The organism is Flavobacterium cheniae, assembly GCF_004363695.1.
Classification (GTDB): domain Bacteria; phylum Bacteroidota; class Bacteroidia; order Flavobacteriales; family Flavobacteriaceae; genus Flavobacterium; species Flavobacterium cheniae.
On sequence record NZ_SNZC01000002.1, the window covers coordinates 204,631 to 219,191 of the forward strand.

Annotated in this window: 14 protein-coding genes; 10 read left to right on the plus strand and 4 right to left on the minus strand. The window is 30.7% G+C overall.

The genetic code is table 11. The features are described 5' to 3' along the window. Positions 1-4 precede the first annotated feature (4 nt). Positions 5-718, minus strand: coding sequence for a pyridoxine 5'-phosphate synthase (locus C8D80_RS05865; RefSeq protein ID WP_133608346.1), 714 nt, complete (start codon positions 716-718; stop codon positions 5-7). 94 nt (positions 719-812) lie between these two features. Here C8D80_RS05865 and C8D80_RS05870 point away from each other — a divergent pair, with 94 nt between their 5' ends. The 8 genes from C8D80_RS05870 to murI all read left to right on the plus strand — a co-directional run bounded on the left by C8D80_RS05870 (position 813) and on the right by murI (position 9,057). Next, positions 813-1,472 carry a CBS domain-containing protein gene (locus tag C8D80_RS05870; protein WP_133608348.1) on the plus strand — a complete coding sequence of 220 codons (660 nt, stop codon included), beginning with the start codon at positions 813-815 and terminating at the stop codon, positions 1,470-1,472. A gap of 11 nt (positions 1,473-1,483) precedes the next feature. Continuing rightward, entirely contained in the window at positions 1,484-2,368 is an 885-nt protein-coding gene (locus C8D80_RS05875) for an NAD kinase (RefSeq protein WP_133608351.1), read from the plus strand. 120 nt (positions 2,369-2,488) lie between these two features. Beyond that, entirely contained in the window at positions 2,489-3,172 is a 684-nt protein-coding gene (gene porG, locus C8D80_RS05880; RefSeq protein ID WP_133608353.1) for a type IX secretion system protein PorG, read from the plus strand. A gap of 1 nt (position 3,173) precedes the next feature. Next, a complete protein-coding gene (locus tag C8D80_RS05885) occupies positions 3,174-3,917 on the plus strand; it encodes an isoprenyl transferase (RefSeq protein ID WP_133608355.1) in 744 nt (247 codons plus the stop codon). Continuing rightward, complete coding sequence (gene bamA, locus C8D80_RS05890) at positions 3,847-6,540, plus strand: outer membrane protein assembly factor BamA (protein ID WP_133608357.1); 2,694 nt, start codon at positions 3,847-3,849, stop codon at positions 6,538-6,540. The genes C8D80_RS05885 and bamA overlap by 71 nt, the downstream gene beginning before the upstream one ends. Before the next feature lie 115 nt (positions 6,541-6,655). Then, positions 6,656-7,672: an OmpH family outer membrane protein gene (locus C8D80_RS05895; RefSeq protein ID WP_162845040.1), complete on the plus strand. Its 1,017-nt coding sequence runs from the start codon at positions 6,656-6,658 to the stop codon at positions 7,670-7,672. Between the two features lie 24 nt (positions 7,673-7,696). Continuing rightward, positions 7,697-8,203, plus strand: a complete 507-nt coding sequence (locus C8D80_RS05900; protein WP_133608361.1) for an OmpH family outer membrane protein — start codon at positions 7,697-7,699, stop codon at positions 8,201-8,203. A 74-nt stretch (positions 8,204-8,277) separates the two neighbouring features. Next, positions 8,278-9,057, plus strand: a complete 780-nt coding sequence (gene murI, locus C8D80_RS05905; RefSeq protein ID WP_133608363.1) for a glutamate racemase — start codon at positions 8,278-8,280, stop codon at positions 9,055-9,057. Here murI and C8D80_RS05910 read toward each other — a convergent pair whose 3' ends face one another. Both C8D80_RS05910 and C8D80_RS05915 read right to left on the minus strand, forming a co-directional pair. Next, positions 9,058-9,573 carry a gamma carbonic anhydrase family protein gene (locus C8D80_RS05910; RefSeq protein ID WP_133608365.1) on the minus strand — a complete coding sequence of 172 codons (516 nt, stop codon included), beginning with the start codon at positions 9,571-9,573 and terminating at the stop codon, positions 9,058-9,060. It lies immediately after the preceding gene. Positions 9,574-9,636: 63 nt separating this feature from the next. Continuing rightward, entirely contained in the window at positions 9,637-10,632 is a 996-nt protein-coding gene (locus C8D80_RS05915) for a PorP/SprF family type IX secretion system membrane protein (RefSeq protein ID WP_133608367.1), read from the minus strand. A 326-nt stretch (positions 10,633-10,958) separates the two neighbouring features. Here C8D80_RS05915 and C8D80_RS05920 point away from each other — a divergent pair, with 326 nt between their 5' ends. Next, the gene (locus C8D80_RS05920; RefSeq protein WP_133608369.1) at positions 10,959-11,858 is read left to right on the plus strand and encodes a NifU family protein; all 900 of its coding nucleotides are present in this window, start codon (positions 10,959-10,961) and stop codon (positions 11,856-11,858) included. Between the two features lie 45 nt (positions 11,859-11,903). Here C8D80_RS05920 and C8D80_RS05925 read toward each other — a convergent pair whose 3' ends face one another. Further along, complete coding sequence (locus tag C8D80_RS05925) at positions 11,904-14,156, minus strand: inorganic phosphate transporter (protein ID WP_133608371.1); 2,253 nt, start codon at positions 14,154-14,156, stop codon at positions 11,904-11,906. 134 nt (positions 14,157-14,290) lie between these two features. Between C8D80_RS05925 and C8D80_RS05930 the strand changes: the two genes are divergently transcribed. Beyond that, positions 14,291-14,491, plus strand: coding sequence for a dodecin family protein (locus C8D80_RS05930; protein ID WP_133608373.1), 201 nt, complete (start codon positions 14,291-14,293; stop codon positions 14,489-14,491). Positions 14,492-14,561 lie beyond the last annotated feature (70 nt).

A 14,561-nucleotide genomic window follows, 5' to 3' on the forward strand; every position in this document is an offset into this window, starting at 1 on the left:
CATCTTATTTTAATTTTTGAAGATACATATTCACTACATTTTCTAAACCTAAATATAAAGATTCGGAAATTAAAGCATGACCAATGGAAACTTCAAGCAATCCTGGAATATTATCTTTAAAAAATTTGATATTATCCAAACTTAAATCATGACCTGCATTAATTCCTAATCCTAATTCATTCGCTTTTACAGCTGCTTTTACATACGGCTCGATTCCGTTTTTATTTCCTAAGCCATATTCATGAGCGAATGATTCGGTATATAATTCGATACGTTCAGTGCCAGTTGCTTTTGCTCCTTCAATCATTTTTTCATCAGCGTCTACAAAAATGGAAGTTCTAATTCCGTTTCTTTGAAATTCTTGAATTACTTCTAATAAATACGATTGATGTTTAACTGTATCCCAACCTGCATTTGAAGTCAAAGCACCAATAGCATCAGGCACCAAAGTAACTTGAGTTGGCTTACATTCTAAAACCAAATCAATAAAATTGTGTTGCGGATTTCCTTCAATATTGTATTCGGTATACACAACCGATTTTAAATCACGTGCATCTTGATAACGAATGTGTCTTTCATCTGGTCTTGGATGAATGGTAATTCCATCTGCTCCAAAATGCTGAATGTCTTTTGCAACTTTCAATAAATCAGGCACATTACCTCCTCTTGAATTACGAAGCGTAGCTATTTTATTAATATTTACTGATAACTTTGTCATAATAATTTTTAATTTATACAAAAATACAAAGTATAAGTTAGCTAGCATGTGGTATTTTTTGATTATTTTGCGATATATTTTCATCACATCCACAATGAATAATCTTACAAGCTACATAAACAACGAAATAAAACCTCTAAAGCACACCGATTCTATTGCTGAAGCTCAGGATTTGTTTTTGGATTTTCCTTACACGCATTTCCCAGTTACCGAAGATGGTATATATATAGGATGCGTGAGTAAAGAGAACGTTGAACTTTTAAATAGCGATGCCATTGTAAACGAAACTCGCTTTCATTTTGAACGCTTTTTTGTTCGCACATCTACTATTTGGCTTGATGTGTTGGAAATTTTTGCTAAAAATGAAAGTAATTTGATTCCGGTTTTAGACGATAAAAACACCTATTTAGGTTATTATGAATTAGAAGATGTTATTCGGTTTTTCCATGAAACTCCTTTCTTAAAAGAAGAAGGCGGCATTATTGTCGTAGAAAAAGAAACAGATAAGTTTTCTATGAGTCAAGTGGCTCAAATTATCGAGAGTAATAATGCGAAGATCTTAGGTTTATTCATTTCGAATGTAGTAGGAAACAAAGTAGAAATTACTGTAAAAATTAGCCAAAGCGGTTTAAACGATATTATTCAAACTTTCAGACGTTATGAATATGAAATTATTTCAGAACATCAAGATGATTCTTACTTAAACAGTTTAAAAGAACGCTCTGATTATTTAGATAAATACTTGAACATTTAAAAGAGACAACAATGAAAATAGCGTTATTTGGCCAATATTACCAAAACAGTACCGCTGAAATCGTACAAAAAGTAGTTACTTTTTTAGAATCAAATGCTATTACAATTGCTTTTGAAGCGAGTTTTTTAGCTAGTCTTAAAGAAAAAAATATCATTTTAAAAGAGTACGAAACCTATTCCAATTACAATAATTTAGATGCCGATTTCAAAGCGTTAATTAGTATTGGCGGAGATGGAACTATTCTAAAAGCAGCAACTTTTGTCAGAGATAAAAACATTCCGATTATTGGAATAAATGCTGGGAGATTAGGGTTTTTAGCAACTATTCAATTTGAAAATATTGAAACGCTTTTGCAAAAATTACTTAATGACGATTATGCAATTTCAAAAAGAACATTGTTAAGCATTGAAACTACACCAGAATATGATAATTTTAGCGAATTAGATTTTGCCTTAAACGAAGTTACTGTCGCTAGAAAAGATACTACTTCGATGATAACGATTGTCACCTATTTAAATGGAGAATATCTTACTTCATATTGGGCAGATGGTTTAATTGTTTCAACACCAACAGGCTCAACAGGATATTCACTTAGTTGCGGCGGACCAGTTCTTACGCCAAATGTAGAAAGCTTAGTTATAACTCCAATGGCACCTCACAACTTAAACGCAAGACCTTTAGTTATAACGGATGACATGGAAATTGAACTTCGAATTTCTGGACGAGAAGAACAATTTTTAATTTCATTAGATTCGAGAATTTCTGCGGTTTCAAAAGATACGATTGTTCGAATTAAAAAATCGCCTTTTACCATTTCGATAATTGAATTTAAGGAAGAATCTTTCCTAAATACTATCAGAAAAAAATTACTTTGGGGAGAAGACAAAAGAAATTAATATTAGAAATTATATTATTTTTCATTTTTTAGCGTTTTCAAGTACAAATAAACAACAAAAAAAATCCTTAAAATAGGGATAAGTAGTCAATATTGTTATATTTGCAAACTATTTCAAAAAATGAAGCACTTTTTATTCTATATTGTATTGATTTTCTGCGGAATTAATTCACAAGCTCAGATTAATGAACTTGGTGTTTTTGTTGGCGGAACCAATTACATAGGTGATATTGGTCCTACTGATTATATTGCTCCGAATGAGCCTTCAATTGGAATAGTATATAAGTGGAATAGAAGTCCAAGACACGCATATAGATTTTCTTACACTCAAGGAAAACTATCTGCAAAAGACATTGATAGTGATGTCCCAAGCAGATATCTAAGAGGAAATTCATTTGAAAATAGTGTAAAAGAGTTTTCTGCGGGTTTAGAATTCAGTTTTATGGATTTTGACTTACATGATGGAGATCCAAAATTTTCTCCTTATGTTTATTCAGGATTGAGCTACTTCATATATGATGAAATTTACATTTTAGACAATAATAGCGAAGAAGACTATCAAAGCAGTACATTTGCAATTCCAATGGTTTTAGGATTAAAAGCTAGATTATTTCAAAATTTCATTATAGGTGCTGAAGTAGGATTTAGATATACTTTTACAGATAATTTAGATGGAAGTAATCCAGAGAATGATAACTTTGAAAGCTTACGCTTTGGAAATAAAAACAGTAACGATTGGTATGTATTTACTGGTTTAACATTAACTTATACATTTGGGCAAAACCCATGTTTTTGCGCAGAATAAAATGGAATTATTACAAAATATAAATACTGATTATTTACCTAGCCATTTAGCAATTATAATGGATGGCAATGGAAGATGGGCAAAACAAAAAGGATTGCTTAGAGCGCTTGGACACGAAAGCGGCACAAAATCAGTAAGAAAAACAGTTGAAGCATGTGCTAAATTAGGGATTAAAAACCTGACTTTATATGCTTTTTCAACTGAAAACTGGAATCGTCCAAAACTTGAAGTTGACACCTTAATGAAGCTTTTAGTTTCTTCTTTGAAGAAAGAAATTAAGACTTTACAGACCAATAATATAAAATTAAACGCCATTGGAAATTTAACAAATTTACCTGATGGTGTACAAAAAGAATTACAAGAAGTAATTGACAAAACCGCCGAAAACACTAGAATGACACTCACACTAGCACTTAGTTATGGGGCTCGTGAAGAACTCATTCAAGCTGTTAAAAAAATTTCGAACAAAGTTAAAAATAATATAATTTCTGAAGAGGCTATTGACGAATCAATTATTAATCAGCATCTTTACACACACAATTTACCTGATGTAGATTTAGTGATTAGAACCAGTGGCGAACACAGGATAAGTAATTTCCTATTGTGGCAAATAGCATACGCCGAGTTTTATTTCACAGATGTACTTTGGCCAGATTTTTCAGAAGACCATTTATATGAAGCAATTATTAGTTATCAAAAAAGAGAACGCCGATTTGGAAAAACAAGCGAACAAATTATACCTTAAAAAGATGTTTAAAAAAGGATTACAATTATTTACACTATTTACAATACTATATAGCTCTTCACTTTTTGCTCAAGACACAAAACTAGAAAGTGGTAAAGAATATATCTTAGCCAAAATTGATGTTACAGGAAAAATAAGTTATAACGAACAAACCGTAACCACGTTTACTGGATTAGAAAAAGGACAACAAATAATTGTCCCTGGACAAGACATTAGTAATGCCATCAAAAAACTATGGAAGTTAGGTTTATTTTCAGATGTAAATTTTTATGTAAATAAAATCGAAGGAGACAGTATCTTTTTAGAACTAAATATTAATGAGTTACCTAAACTATCTGATATAAAAATACAAGGTGTAAAAAAAGGTAAAATTGAAGAATTAACTAAAGAAGCCGATTTAAAAAAAGGAAAAATAGTTAACGAAAATTTAATTACTACTACAAAAAATTACTTCGAAAACAAATATAAAAAAGAAGGGTATTACCAAACCAAAGTAACCATAAACACTATACCAGATAGTTTAGACACCGAGGTTAAAATGGTTATAAATATTGACAAAGGTGATAAAGTTAAAGTAAAAAGCATTGATTTTGAAGGAAATAGTCAAATTAGTGATGCTAAACTAAAAAAAGCTTTCAAGAACACAAAACAACGTAATCCAATCCGATTTTACAAAAAATCAAAGTATATCAAAGAAAAATACAAGGAAGATTTAACCGCTGTAATTGATAAATATAAAGAAAAAGGGAATCGAGATGCGAGAATCATATCTGATTCTGTTACCTACGATAAAAATTCAAATACTGTTTCCATCAAAGTAAAATTAGAAGAAGGAAGAAAATATTATTTTGGTGATATTAGATACCTAGGAAATACCGTTTATACAGAACGCCAACTTAATTCAATTTTAGGAATTAAAAAAGGTGACGTTTACAACGGTACTATTCTTCAGAAAAGAATAGCAGACCAAACTAAACCTGACGGAGAAGACTTAACAAACTTATACCAAAATAATGGTTATTTATTTTCTAGCATTAACCCTGTTGAAGTTAGAACAGCAAACGACACAATCGATTTTGAGATAAGAATTACTGAAGGTCCAATTGCATACTTTAATAAAATTACAGTGGTTGGAAATGATAAAACAAACGACCATGTAATTTACAGAGAGCTTAGAACAAAACCGGGACAAAAATACAGCAAAGAAGATTTAATTCGTTCTATTCGTGAAATTGGCCAATTAGGATTTTTCGATGCTGAAGCAATTAAACCCGATTTTAAAAATGTCGACCCACAAGCTGGAACGGTTGATATTGAATATAACGTAGTTGAAAAAGGTTCTAGTCAAATTGAATTGCAAGGAGGTTATGGAGGTGGAGGATTTATTGGAACGTTAGGTTTATCGTTCAATAATTTCTCGGCTAGAAAAATGTTCAAAAAAGACGCCTACAAGCCACTTCCTATGGGAGACGGTCAGAAAATGTCATTACGTTTACAAGGAAGTTCATATTTCCAAACCTACAGCTTATCTTTCTCAGAACCTTGGTTTGGAGGAAAAAAACCTGTTAGTTTCTCAACATCATTATCTCATAGTAAACAATATCTATTTAATGGAAGATCAAGAGATGTAAATAGAGATCAAAGTTTCAATATTACTTCGTTATCGGTTGGTTTAGCTAAAAGACTTACTGTTCCAGATGATTATTTTGTTTTATCTCAATCAGTATCATTTCAATACTATGATTTGAACAATTACAACACTGGATTATTTACATTCGGAGATGGATCTTCAAGAAACTTAGCTTACACTGTTGGTTTATCAAGAAATAGTAAAGGTGTAAATCCAATTTTCCCTACTACAGGATCTGAATTTAGTATTTCAGGAAAATTTACTCCACCATATTCTTTATTTAATGGAGTTGATTATGCTAATTTAGAAAATTTACCAGAATACAAAGTTATTGCAACCGAAGCTGGAGAAGCTCCTGATGGCACCAATTATCCTGCAGGAAGTTATTTAAACACGGAAGGTTATCCAGTTACAGACCCAGCTGATGCAGCCGTTGACCAAGGAAAAGTTGATCAAAAGAAATTTAATTGGTTGGAATACTACAAAATTAAATTTAAAGCAGATTGGTATACAAGAGTCTATGAAAAATTAGTATTAAGAACTAATGCAGAATTTGGGTTCATGGGAGCATATAACTCAGATAGAGGTTTAGTTCCATTTGAAAGATTCTTCTTAGGCGGAGATGGTTTAGCTAACTTTGCTTTAGATGGAAGAGAAGTAATTCAATTAAGAGGGTATCCAAATAACTCACTATCATCACAAGATGGTGGTACCATATATAATAAGTTTTCATTAGAATTAAGATATCCTATAACATTAAATCAGTCAGCTTCTATTTATGCCTTGAGTTTCTTGGAAGCAGGTTCAGCATTTGATTCATTTAAACAATATAACCCTTTCAAACTTCAACGTTCGGCGGGAGTTGGTTTACGTGTGTTTATGCCTGCATTTGGATTGTTAGGAATTGATTTTGCTCATGGGTTTGATGCCATTCCAGGTGAAACTATTAAAAGTGGTTGGCAAACACACTTTATTATTGGACAACAATTTTAAGGTTTGTTAGTACTTTTTTGTTAAATTCGTAAAAATATTTTACTATTTATTACGTTTGACATTTATAAAAGTTGAATCCAAACAGATTCAACCACTAAACAAAATTAAATTGAAAATGAAAAAACTGTTATTTATACTTGCCTTAATCTCTTTTTCTTCTAACGCTCAAACCGCTAGAGGAGTTAAAATTGGTTATATAGATATGGAATATATCTTAGAAAAGGTACCAGATTATGCAGAAGCAAATAATCAATTAGAGCAAAAAGCTCAAAAGTGGAAGCAAGAAATAGAAGTTAAAAAAACAGAAATAACGAAGTTAAAAGACGCTTTAAAAACAGAAAGAGTTTTATTAACAAAAGAATTAATTGAAGAAAGAGAAGAAGAAATTGCTCATTTAGACAAAGAACTTCTTGACTATCAAGAAAAACGTTTTGGACCAAAAGGAGATTTAATAATTCAAAAATCAGTATTGGTTAAACCAATTCAAGACCAGATTTTTACTATTGTACAAGATGTTGCTGAACAAAGAAAATACGATTTTATTTTTGATAAATCTTCAGATTTAACCATGTTATTTGCTGCTCAAAAATATGATATTAGTGATTTTGTTGTGAAAAAACTAACTGCTTCTCAAAAAAGAGAAGAAATGTCTAAAAAGCAACTTAAAGCTTTAGAAGCAAAAGAGGCTTTAGAAGAAGGTGTTGAAGAAAATCCAGCATTTACAGAAAGACAACGAATTTTAGAAGAAAAAAAATTAGCAAGAGAAAAACTTATTGAAGAACGCAAATTAGCTAACGAACAAAAGAAAGCTGATGCAGCAGAAAAAAGAAAAAAATTACTTGAAGAACGCGATGCTAAAAAAAATGGCACAGTAATTGAAAATAAAACTTCTGAAGACAAAAAAGAGTCAGATAAAAAAGAAGACGTAAAAGATAGTGATGAAGAAAAAGTTACTTCTGAAGAAAAAAAACCTACGCCTGCCGAAATAAGACAAAAAGCAATTGACGAAAGAAACAAAAAATTAGAAGAGCGTAAAAAAGCATTAGAAGAGAAAAAGAAAAAAATAGCTGAAGATAAAGAAGCAGCTAAAAAAGCAAAAGAAACCAAAACAGAAACAGAGAATAAAGATTAAATAACTTAAATTTTAAAATTAAAAATGAAACAATTAAAAACATTAGCAATCGCAATCGTACTTTTCATTGGAACGCAAGTTTCAGCTCAATCAAAAGTTGCTCATATAGATGTTCAAGCATTAATGACAACTATGCCAGAAATGAAAACAGCGCAAGATCAAATGAAGAAAATTCAAGAAACTTACGACAAAGATTACAAAAACATGGTAACTGAATACCAAACAAAATTACAAAAATACGAACAAGAGGCTCCTACGGCAGGCGATGCTTTAAACGAAACTCGTTCTAAAGAAATGCAGGATATGGGAAGCCGTATTCAACAATTTGAACAAACAGCTAAAAAAGAATTAGGTCAAAAAGAATTAGACTTAATCAAACCAATCATGGAAAAAGCTCAAAAAGCAATTCAAAAAGTAGCAAAAGCTAAAGGCGTAAACTATGTGTTAGATGCTACAACTGGATCAGGAGTTTTATTTGCTGAAGGAGGAATCGATTTACTAGCTGATGTTAAAAAAGAACTTGGTTTCTAATTAATTCAACTTAATAATTTAAAAACTGCTCAATCAAAATTTAGATTGAGCAGTTTTTTTTTATTTTTGTTCTTATGAAAAATGAAAATCCTATAGGTTTATTTGATTCTGGTATTGGCGGCACGTCTATTTGGAAAGAAGTACATGCGTTAATGCCTTATGAAAACACTATCTATCTTGCAGATAGCAAGAATGCCCCTTACGGATTAAAATCTAAAGATGAAATCGTAGCACTAAGTTGTAAAAACACAGAATTTCTATTAGAAAACAATTGCAAAATTATTGTTGTAGCATGCAATACTGCCACAACAAACGCTATAAAAGAATTAAGAGCAAAATACGATGTCCCTTTTATTGGAATTGAACCAGCTATAAAACCAGCTGCTCTCCATTCAAAAACACAAACAATTGGAATTCTTGCCACAAAAGGAACCCTTAATAGTGAGTTATTCCATAAAAGTGTAGAAAACCATCCAGATGTCAAAATCATTGAGCAAATAGGTCACGGATTAGTTCAGTTAATTGAGAATGGCGATATCAATTCCCCTGAAATGGAAGAATTATTAAAAAGCTATCTAAATCCGATGGTGGAAAAAAACATTGATTATTTGGTTTTAGGATGCAGCCACTACCCGTATCTAATTCCTCAGATTCAAAAAATCATTCCATCCCATATTAAAATTATCGATTCTGGTGAAGCTGTTGCCAAACAAACTCAAAAGATAATTGAACAAAATCATTTGCTTAATTCGTCAAAAGAGAAAAGCTCGCAAATATTCTATACGAACAGCGAGCCTGAAGTTTTGGAAACCATCTTAAATCATAATGAAAAAGTGATTTATAAGAACTTTTAATTATTCGTCTTTAAACCAACCCGAATACATTACGTAATTATTTGAAATACGCTCAATTTCACCAGCAAAATCGCTTTGATCAATATCTTTTACTTTCTTAGCTGGAACACCTGCATAAATACAACCTGATTCTACAACCGTATTTTGTATAATTACTGAACCAGCCGCTACGATTGAATTACTTTCGATTACGCAATTATCCATTACAATAGCTCCCATTCCAATTAGAACATTATCTTTAATGGTACAACCATGTACAATGGCATTATGCCCTATTGAAACATTATTTCCAATAACAGTAGGATGTTTTTGATAAGTACAATGAACCACTGCTCCATCTTGAATGTTTACTTTGTTTCCGATTGCAATAGAATTAACATCGCCTCTAATTACAGCATTAAACCAAACACTACAATTTGATCCAAAAGAAACATCACCAACAATAGTGGCATTTTCAGCAACATAACAATCATCTGGAATTTGAGGAAATTTTCCGTTTACTTCTTTAATTAACATATTTATTCTTTTAAAAAAAATGTCCCGATAAAATCGGGACAAATATAATTGAAATATTTATTTTTAGTTAACAGCAGGACAATTACAATCCCAAGCTTTGTCTTTACAGAAGATATTCATACCTATAGTAATTTGATGAAAACCCCCATTATCAAACTTCACATCACCCATAATATGAGAATAAGTGTATGAGAACATGAATTTATCGTAATTTAAACCTACAATAGGAGTAATCCACTGTAGTTTTTGTTCTTCTAAAGAGCCATCAGAAGCATATTGTGCTCCATCAAAACTTCTACGATAAGACAAACCTCCCCATAATCTTCCGAATTCTAATTGTTTATAAACCTTTAAGTTTAAATCAATTGCTTTTTCTTTTGTTTCTGAAGTATATTGAAACATAAAAGATGGTTCAAATAATAAATCATTCTCATTTCCAAAAACAGCACCAGCACTCCAAAGGTATTTACTTAAATTATCAGATTCTACATCTGTGTATAACTCTCTTTTGTTTGCTAAAAAGTTTTTGATTGTAAAATGAGTAAAGAAATCCATATAATGGTAAGAAACTCCTAAATCAACATTAAAATAAGCATCTTTAGTTATTACTCCTTGAACAATATTAGGATCAAATCCGGTAAACTCAGTTCCATCTAACGTACTTTGCACAAATGCAGCACTTAAACCAAAAGATAACTGATTTAAATCTAAAGTTCCTCTTGAAAATCTTAAGTGATGTGCATAGGTTAATTTAGCTCCTTTTTGAGAATGATATCCATTTTTATCATTAAACAAAATCATACCAACACCAGAAACTCCATCTTCGTCTAGTGCAGTATTAAAACTAATTGTTTGTAAAGATGGTGCGTCTTCCTGGCCAAACCATTGTTGACGACCTGTTAATCTGATTTTTCCACAATTAGCAGCTCCTGCCATTGAAGGGTGAATCAAATAATAATTATCCGACAAATAATCCGAATAAACAGCTACTCCTTCTTGGGCAAATGAAAATTGTGCCAATAAAAACGCTAAAATAAAATAACTCTTTTTAAAATTCATTGTAGTTATTGTTTAATGAAAACATACTTCTTACTATTCTAATCAAACTTCTAGGTTTTAAAATTAGAACATTATTAATAAAAAACAACTAAAAATGTGGTTTTTTACTACGAACTTGCCAAAGATATAAATTTTTAGGTTTCTTTTACAATTCGCTTAAAATATTCTTAAGTTAAATTTACATTTTTTTAATGATTAGAATACAAAAAGAGCTTTTCTAACATTTTTGTTCATCAAAATCTAATAAAAAGTTAAATAAAAAAGTCCGTGAATAAAACAAACCTCAAATCTTTTGAACTTTGTATCTTTGCAAAAAATTAATTATCATGCAAGTAATAGCAACTAAAATAACTCAAAATCCAGCCATTGTAAAATTTGAATTGGATGAAATAATCGTAAGAACAGAGAATTTTGAATTCAAAAACATTGACGAAACGCAAAATTCACCATTAGCCAAACAATTATTTTTCCTTCCTTTTGTAAAAACAGTTTATATTTCTGGAAACTTCATTGCTATTGAAAAATTTTCAATAGTAGAATGGGAAGATGTTCAAGAAGATGTGGCAAATCAAATTAATGAGTTTATATCAAATGGTGGCGTTATCATCCAAGTTGATGAAAACAAAACAAAAAAACAACCTATAACCGTTTATGCCGAAACAACTCCTAACCCATCGGTTTTGAAATTTGTTTGCAACAAACTACTAACAAAAACGGCTTTAGAATGTAAAAACATTGATGAAACAAGTGCTTCTCCTTTAGCGAAAGAATTATTTAAGTTTCCGTTTGTGAAAGAAATTTTTATTGACGAAAATTACATTTCAATTACCAAATTTGCTGTAACAGAATGGGATGAAATTACTTTAGAGTTAAGAACTTTCATTAAAGAATACATCGAAAACGGAAATACTGTAATTGACGAAACTGCCATCGTAAAAACAGAAATCCACCAAAAACAACAAGAAGCTTATTTTGATACGCTTGATGTAACTTCTCAGCAAATCATCAACATTATTGAAGAATATGTAAAACCAGCTGTTCAAAGCGATGGTGGAAACATCATGTTTGAATCTTTTGATCCAATAGAAAAAAGAGTCAAAGTGGTTTTACAAGGTGCTTGTAGCGGTTGCCCTTCTTCTACCTTTACTTTGAAAAACGGAATTGAAAACATGTTGAAAGATATGTTAAAAGACGAAGCTATCAAAGTAGAAGCTATTAACGGATAATTTCTAAAGTTTATAAAAACAAAAAAGAGCCTTACGGCTCTTTTTTTATTTCTTATTATTTTGCTGATTAAATTCTTTAAACAATTCTAATAAATTCATAATAGACTTAATTAAATCGTTTGTTTCAAGAAGTAATGAGAAATACAATTTACTGTTTTTTGGACTCGTTTCGGTTGTTCTAATTCTGGTAATCTGTTTTGTAATTAATTCAGATACTGTATCTAAGAACACTTTTTTATCTCTTAAAATTTCATCTAATTTAGAGAAATCTTCTGTTTTAAAACTTTCCTCTAAACGGCTAAACAATTCTTGCAATTGCGTATCAACAATTTTAAGATCGCGAATTTGATTAAATTTTAATTTCTTATGATTATTATTTACATGCGAATGACTGCTAGACGTGATGTAATCAATCGACTGCACCATGTCTTGTAAGTATCCTAAAATTAAAATATAAAATTTACTCGCTTCAACTGAATTCTCATCTAAGTTTCTAATAAAATAGAAAACATTACTTTTCAATTCATCAATCTCTTTTTCAAGTTTCTTAAGCGATTTCTTATTTTCTTTAAGCTTAGCTAAATCTTGTAAGCCTAAATTATCAACCACATTAGAATACAATGTACTTGTTTTTCTTAAAACCTTAGAAATTTGAGAAGAACTTTCTGTAATCATTTCTTTTAATGTTACAATATCTTCTTTTCTTAAACTTTTAATTTCTTCTTCTTCTTTTACTTTCTTTTTGTGAATTTGGTTACTTCTGTAAAAGAAAATTGCTACAATAATCATAAATGCAAAGAATGCAAATACTTCCCCAACAAATAAGATGTAGGCAATGATAGCAGACGATAAGAAAGCCGCTAAAGCGGTTACAAACCAACCTCCAATTACATTAAATACTCCAGCCACACGATATACAGCACTTTCTCTATCCCAAGCTCTATCAGCAAAAGACGAACCCATTGCCACCATAAAAGTTACATAAGTAGTAGATAATGGTAATTTCATAGAAGTTCCGATAGAAATCAGAATCGAAGCCACAATTAAGTTTACAGAAGCTCTAACCATGTCAAACATAGGTTGCTCATCTCTTTTTCCAGTATATTCTGGCTGAACAAACTGCGCATCTAATTTTCTTTGTAACGATTTTGGCAAAATAAAACTAATAATGTTACCTAAATACATCATAGCACGAACTAAATTTCTTGATAAATTATTCGCGTTGTATTTTTCGTTTCCTTCTCCTTGTCTTGATAAGTTCTGTTCTGTTTCAATTACAGATTTTGCTTTTTTAGATGTCCATAATGTGTAAACCATTACTAATCCAGCTAAAGCTAAAAAGATGAAAGGCGCTGGTAAATTTTCCTTTTCTAAACCAGACATCATAAATTCAGTTGCTCCAACAGTTTGTCCAGGTGCAGCCCAAATTTCAAAAGCTTGATAAGCAGCAATTGGAACACCAATAAAGTTAACCAAATCATTTCCTGCAAAAGCAAGTGCTAATCCAAAAGTACCAACTATGATGATAAATTTAAAAACACTGTATTTAAAAACACTTATTAATAATTGACAAACAATTGTCCATAAAATTAATGAATAAGCAATAATTGTAAATGGACTTTCTTTAATAAAATCTTTTACTTCAGAAGGCACAAATGTTATTGATTTTAATCCTTTTACCAAAATGAAAAAAGTAATAGCTGTCATAGCAACTCCTCCAAAAAGTGCCGCAACATATTTATATCTTTTTTCGATATGGAACGTAAAAATTAACCTTGAGACATATTGTACTAACGAACCTAAAGCAAAAGACAATGCCACAGAAAGCAAAATACTATAAACAATTTCTGAAGCTTTCTCAGTGTTGATATATTTCCCTAAAGTACTAAAACTATCATTACTTACATATACTTTATAAACAGCTAATGCTACAGAAGCTCCTAATAAAGAGAAAATCACAGAAACCGTTGTTGAAGTAGGTAATCCTAGAGTATTAAAGACATCAAGTAACAATACATCGGTAATCATTACCGCTAAAAAGATGATAATTACATCATTAAAGCTAAACATACTAGGTGTAAAAATACCATTTCTGGCAATTTCCATCATCCCGTTTGAATAAAGCGCTCCAACTGCAACACCTAAACTCGCAACAATCATAATTGTCTTAAACGAAACTGCTTTTGAACCAATTGCTGAATTTAAGAAATTAACCGCATCATTACTTACTCCTACCATTAAATCGGTAACCGCAAGGATAGCTAATGCAATTAACATAATAATATAAATCTGCTCCATTTTTTTATGAATTAATTTGGTGCAAAAGTCCTCCAAGATTTTTAATCTAACGTTAATTTAATGTTATCAATTTTAACAAAAAAGTGTTCTTAGAAAAAAATCCTTAACTTTAATTTAAAATTAAATCTATTCTTATGGCAGTATTAAAAGTAATTGAAGTTCTGTCTAGCTCAACAGTAAGTTGGGAAGACGCAACAAGAAAGGCAGTAGCTCATGCAGCAAAATCATTAAAGAAAATTCGTTCTGTTTATGTACAAGATCAAAGCGCTTCGGTAAAAGACAACGAAGTAACCGAATTTAGAGTAAATTTAAAACTAACTTTTGAAATTGAATAAGTTTAAAAAAAAATATTTTTAAGTAAGCGTTCCTAAAAAAGAACGCTTTTTTTATGCTTTTTATTCATCT

Bases quoted from the DNA above. Each gene is read 5' to 3' on its own strand.
- C8D80_RS05865 (WP_133608346.1), bottom strand. From the start codon at position 718: ATGACAAAGTTATCAGTAAATATTAATAAAATAGCTACGCTTCGTAAT.
- C8D80_RS05870 (WP_133608348.1), top strand. From the start codon at position 813: ATGAATAATCTTACAAGCTACATAAACAACGAAATAAAACCTCTAAAG.
- C8D80_RS05875 (WP_133608351.1), top strand. From the start codon at position 1,484: ATGAAAATAGCGTTATTTGGCCAATATTACCAAAACAGTACCGCTGAA.
- porG (WP_133608353.1), top strand. From the start codon at position 2,489: ATGAAGCACTTTTTATTCTATATTGTATTGATTTTCTGCGGAATTAAT.
- C8D80_RS05885 (WP_133608355.1), top strand. From the start codon at position 3,174: ATGGAATTATTACAAAATATAAATACTGATTATTTACCTAGCCATTTA.
- bamA (WP_133608357.1), top strand. From the start codon at position 3,847: ATGAAGCAATTATTAGTTATCAAAAAAGAGAACGCCGATTTGGAAAAA.
- C8D80_RS05895 (WP_162845040.1), top strand. From the start codon at position 6,656: ATGAAAAAACTGTTATTTATACTTGCCTTAATCTCTTTTTCTTCTAAC.
- C8D80_RS05900 (WP_133608361.1), top strand. From the start codon at position 7,697: ATGAAACAATTAAAAACATTAGCAATCGCAATCGTACTTTTCATTGGA.
- murI (WP_133608363.1), top strand. From the start codon at position 8,278: ATGAAAAATGAAAATCCTATAGGTTTATTTGATTCTGGTATTGGCGGC.
- C8D80_RS05910 (WP_133608365.1), bottom strand. From the start codon at position 9,573: ATGTTAATTAAAGAAGTAAACGGAAAATTTCCTCAAATTCCAGATGAT.
- C8D80_RS05915 (WP_133608367.1), bottom strand. From the start codon at position 10,632: ATGAATTTTAAAAAGAGTTATTTTATTTTAGCGTTTTTATTGGCACAA.
- C8D80_RS05920 (WP_133608369.1), top strand. From the start codon at position 10,959: ATGCAAGTAATAGCAACTAAAATAACTCAAAATCCAGCCATTGTAAAA.
- C8D80_RS05925 (WP_133608371.1), bottom strand. From the start codon at position 14,156: ATGGAGCAGATTTATATTATTATGTTAATTGCATTAGCTATCCTTGCG.
- C8D80_RS05930 (WP_133608373.1), top strand. From the start codon at position 14,291: ATGGCAGTATTAAAAGTAATTGAAGTTCTGTCTAGCTCAACAGTAAGT.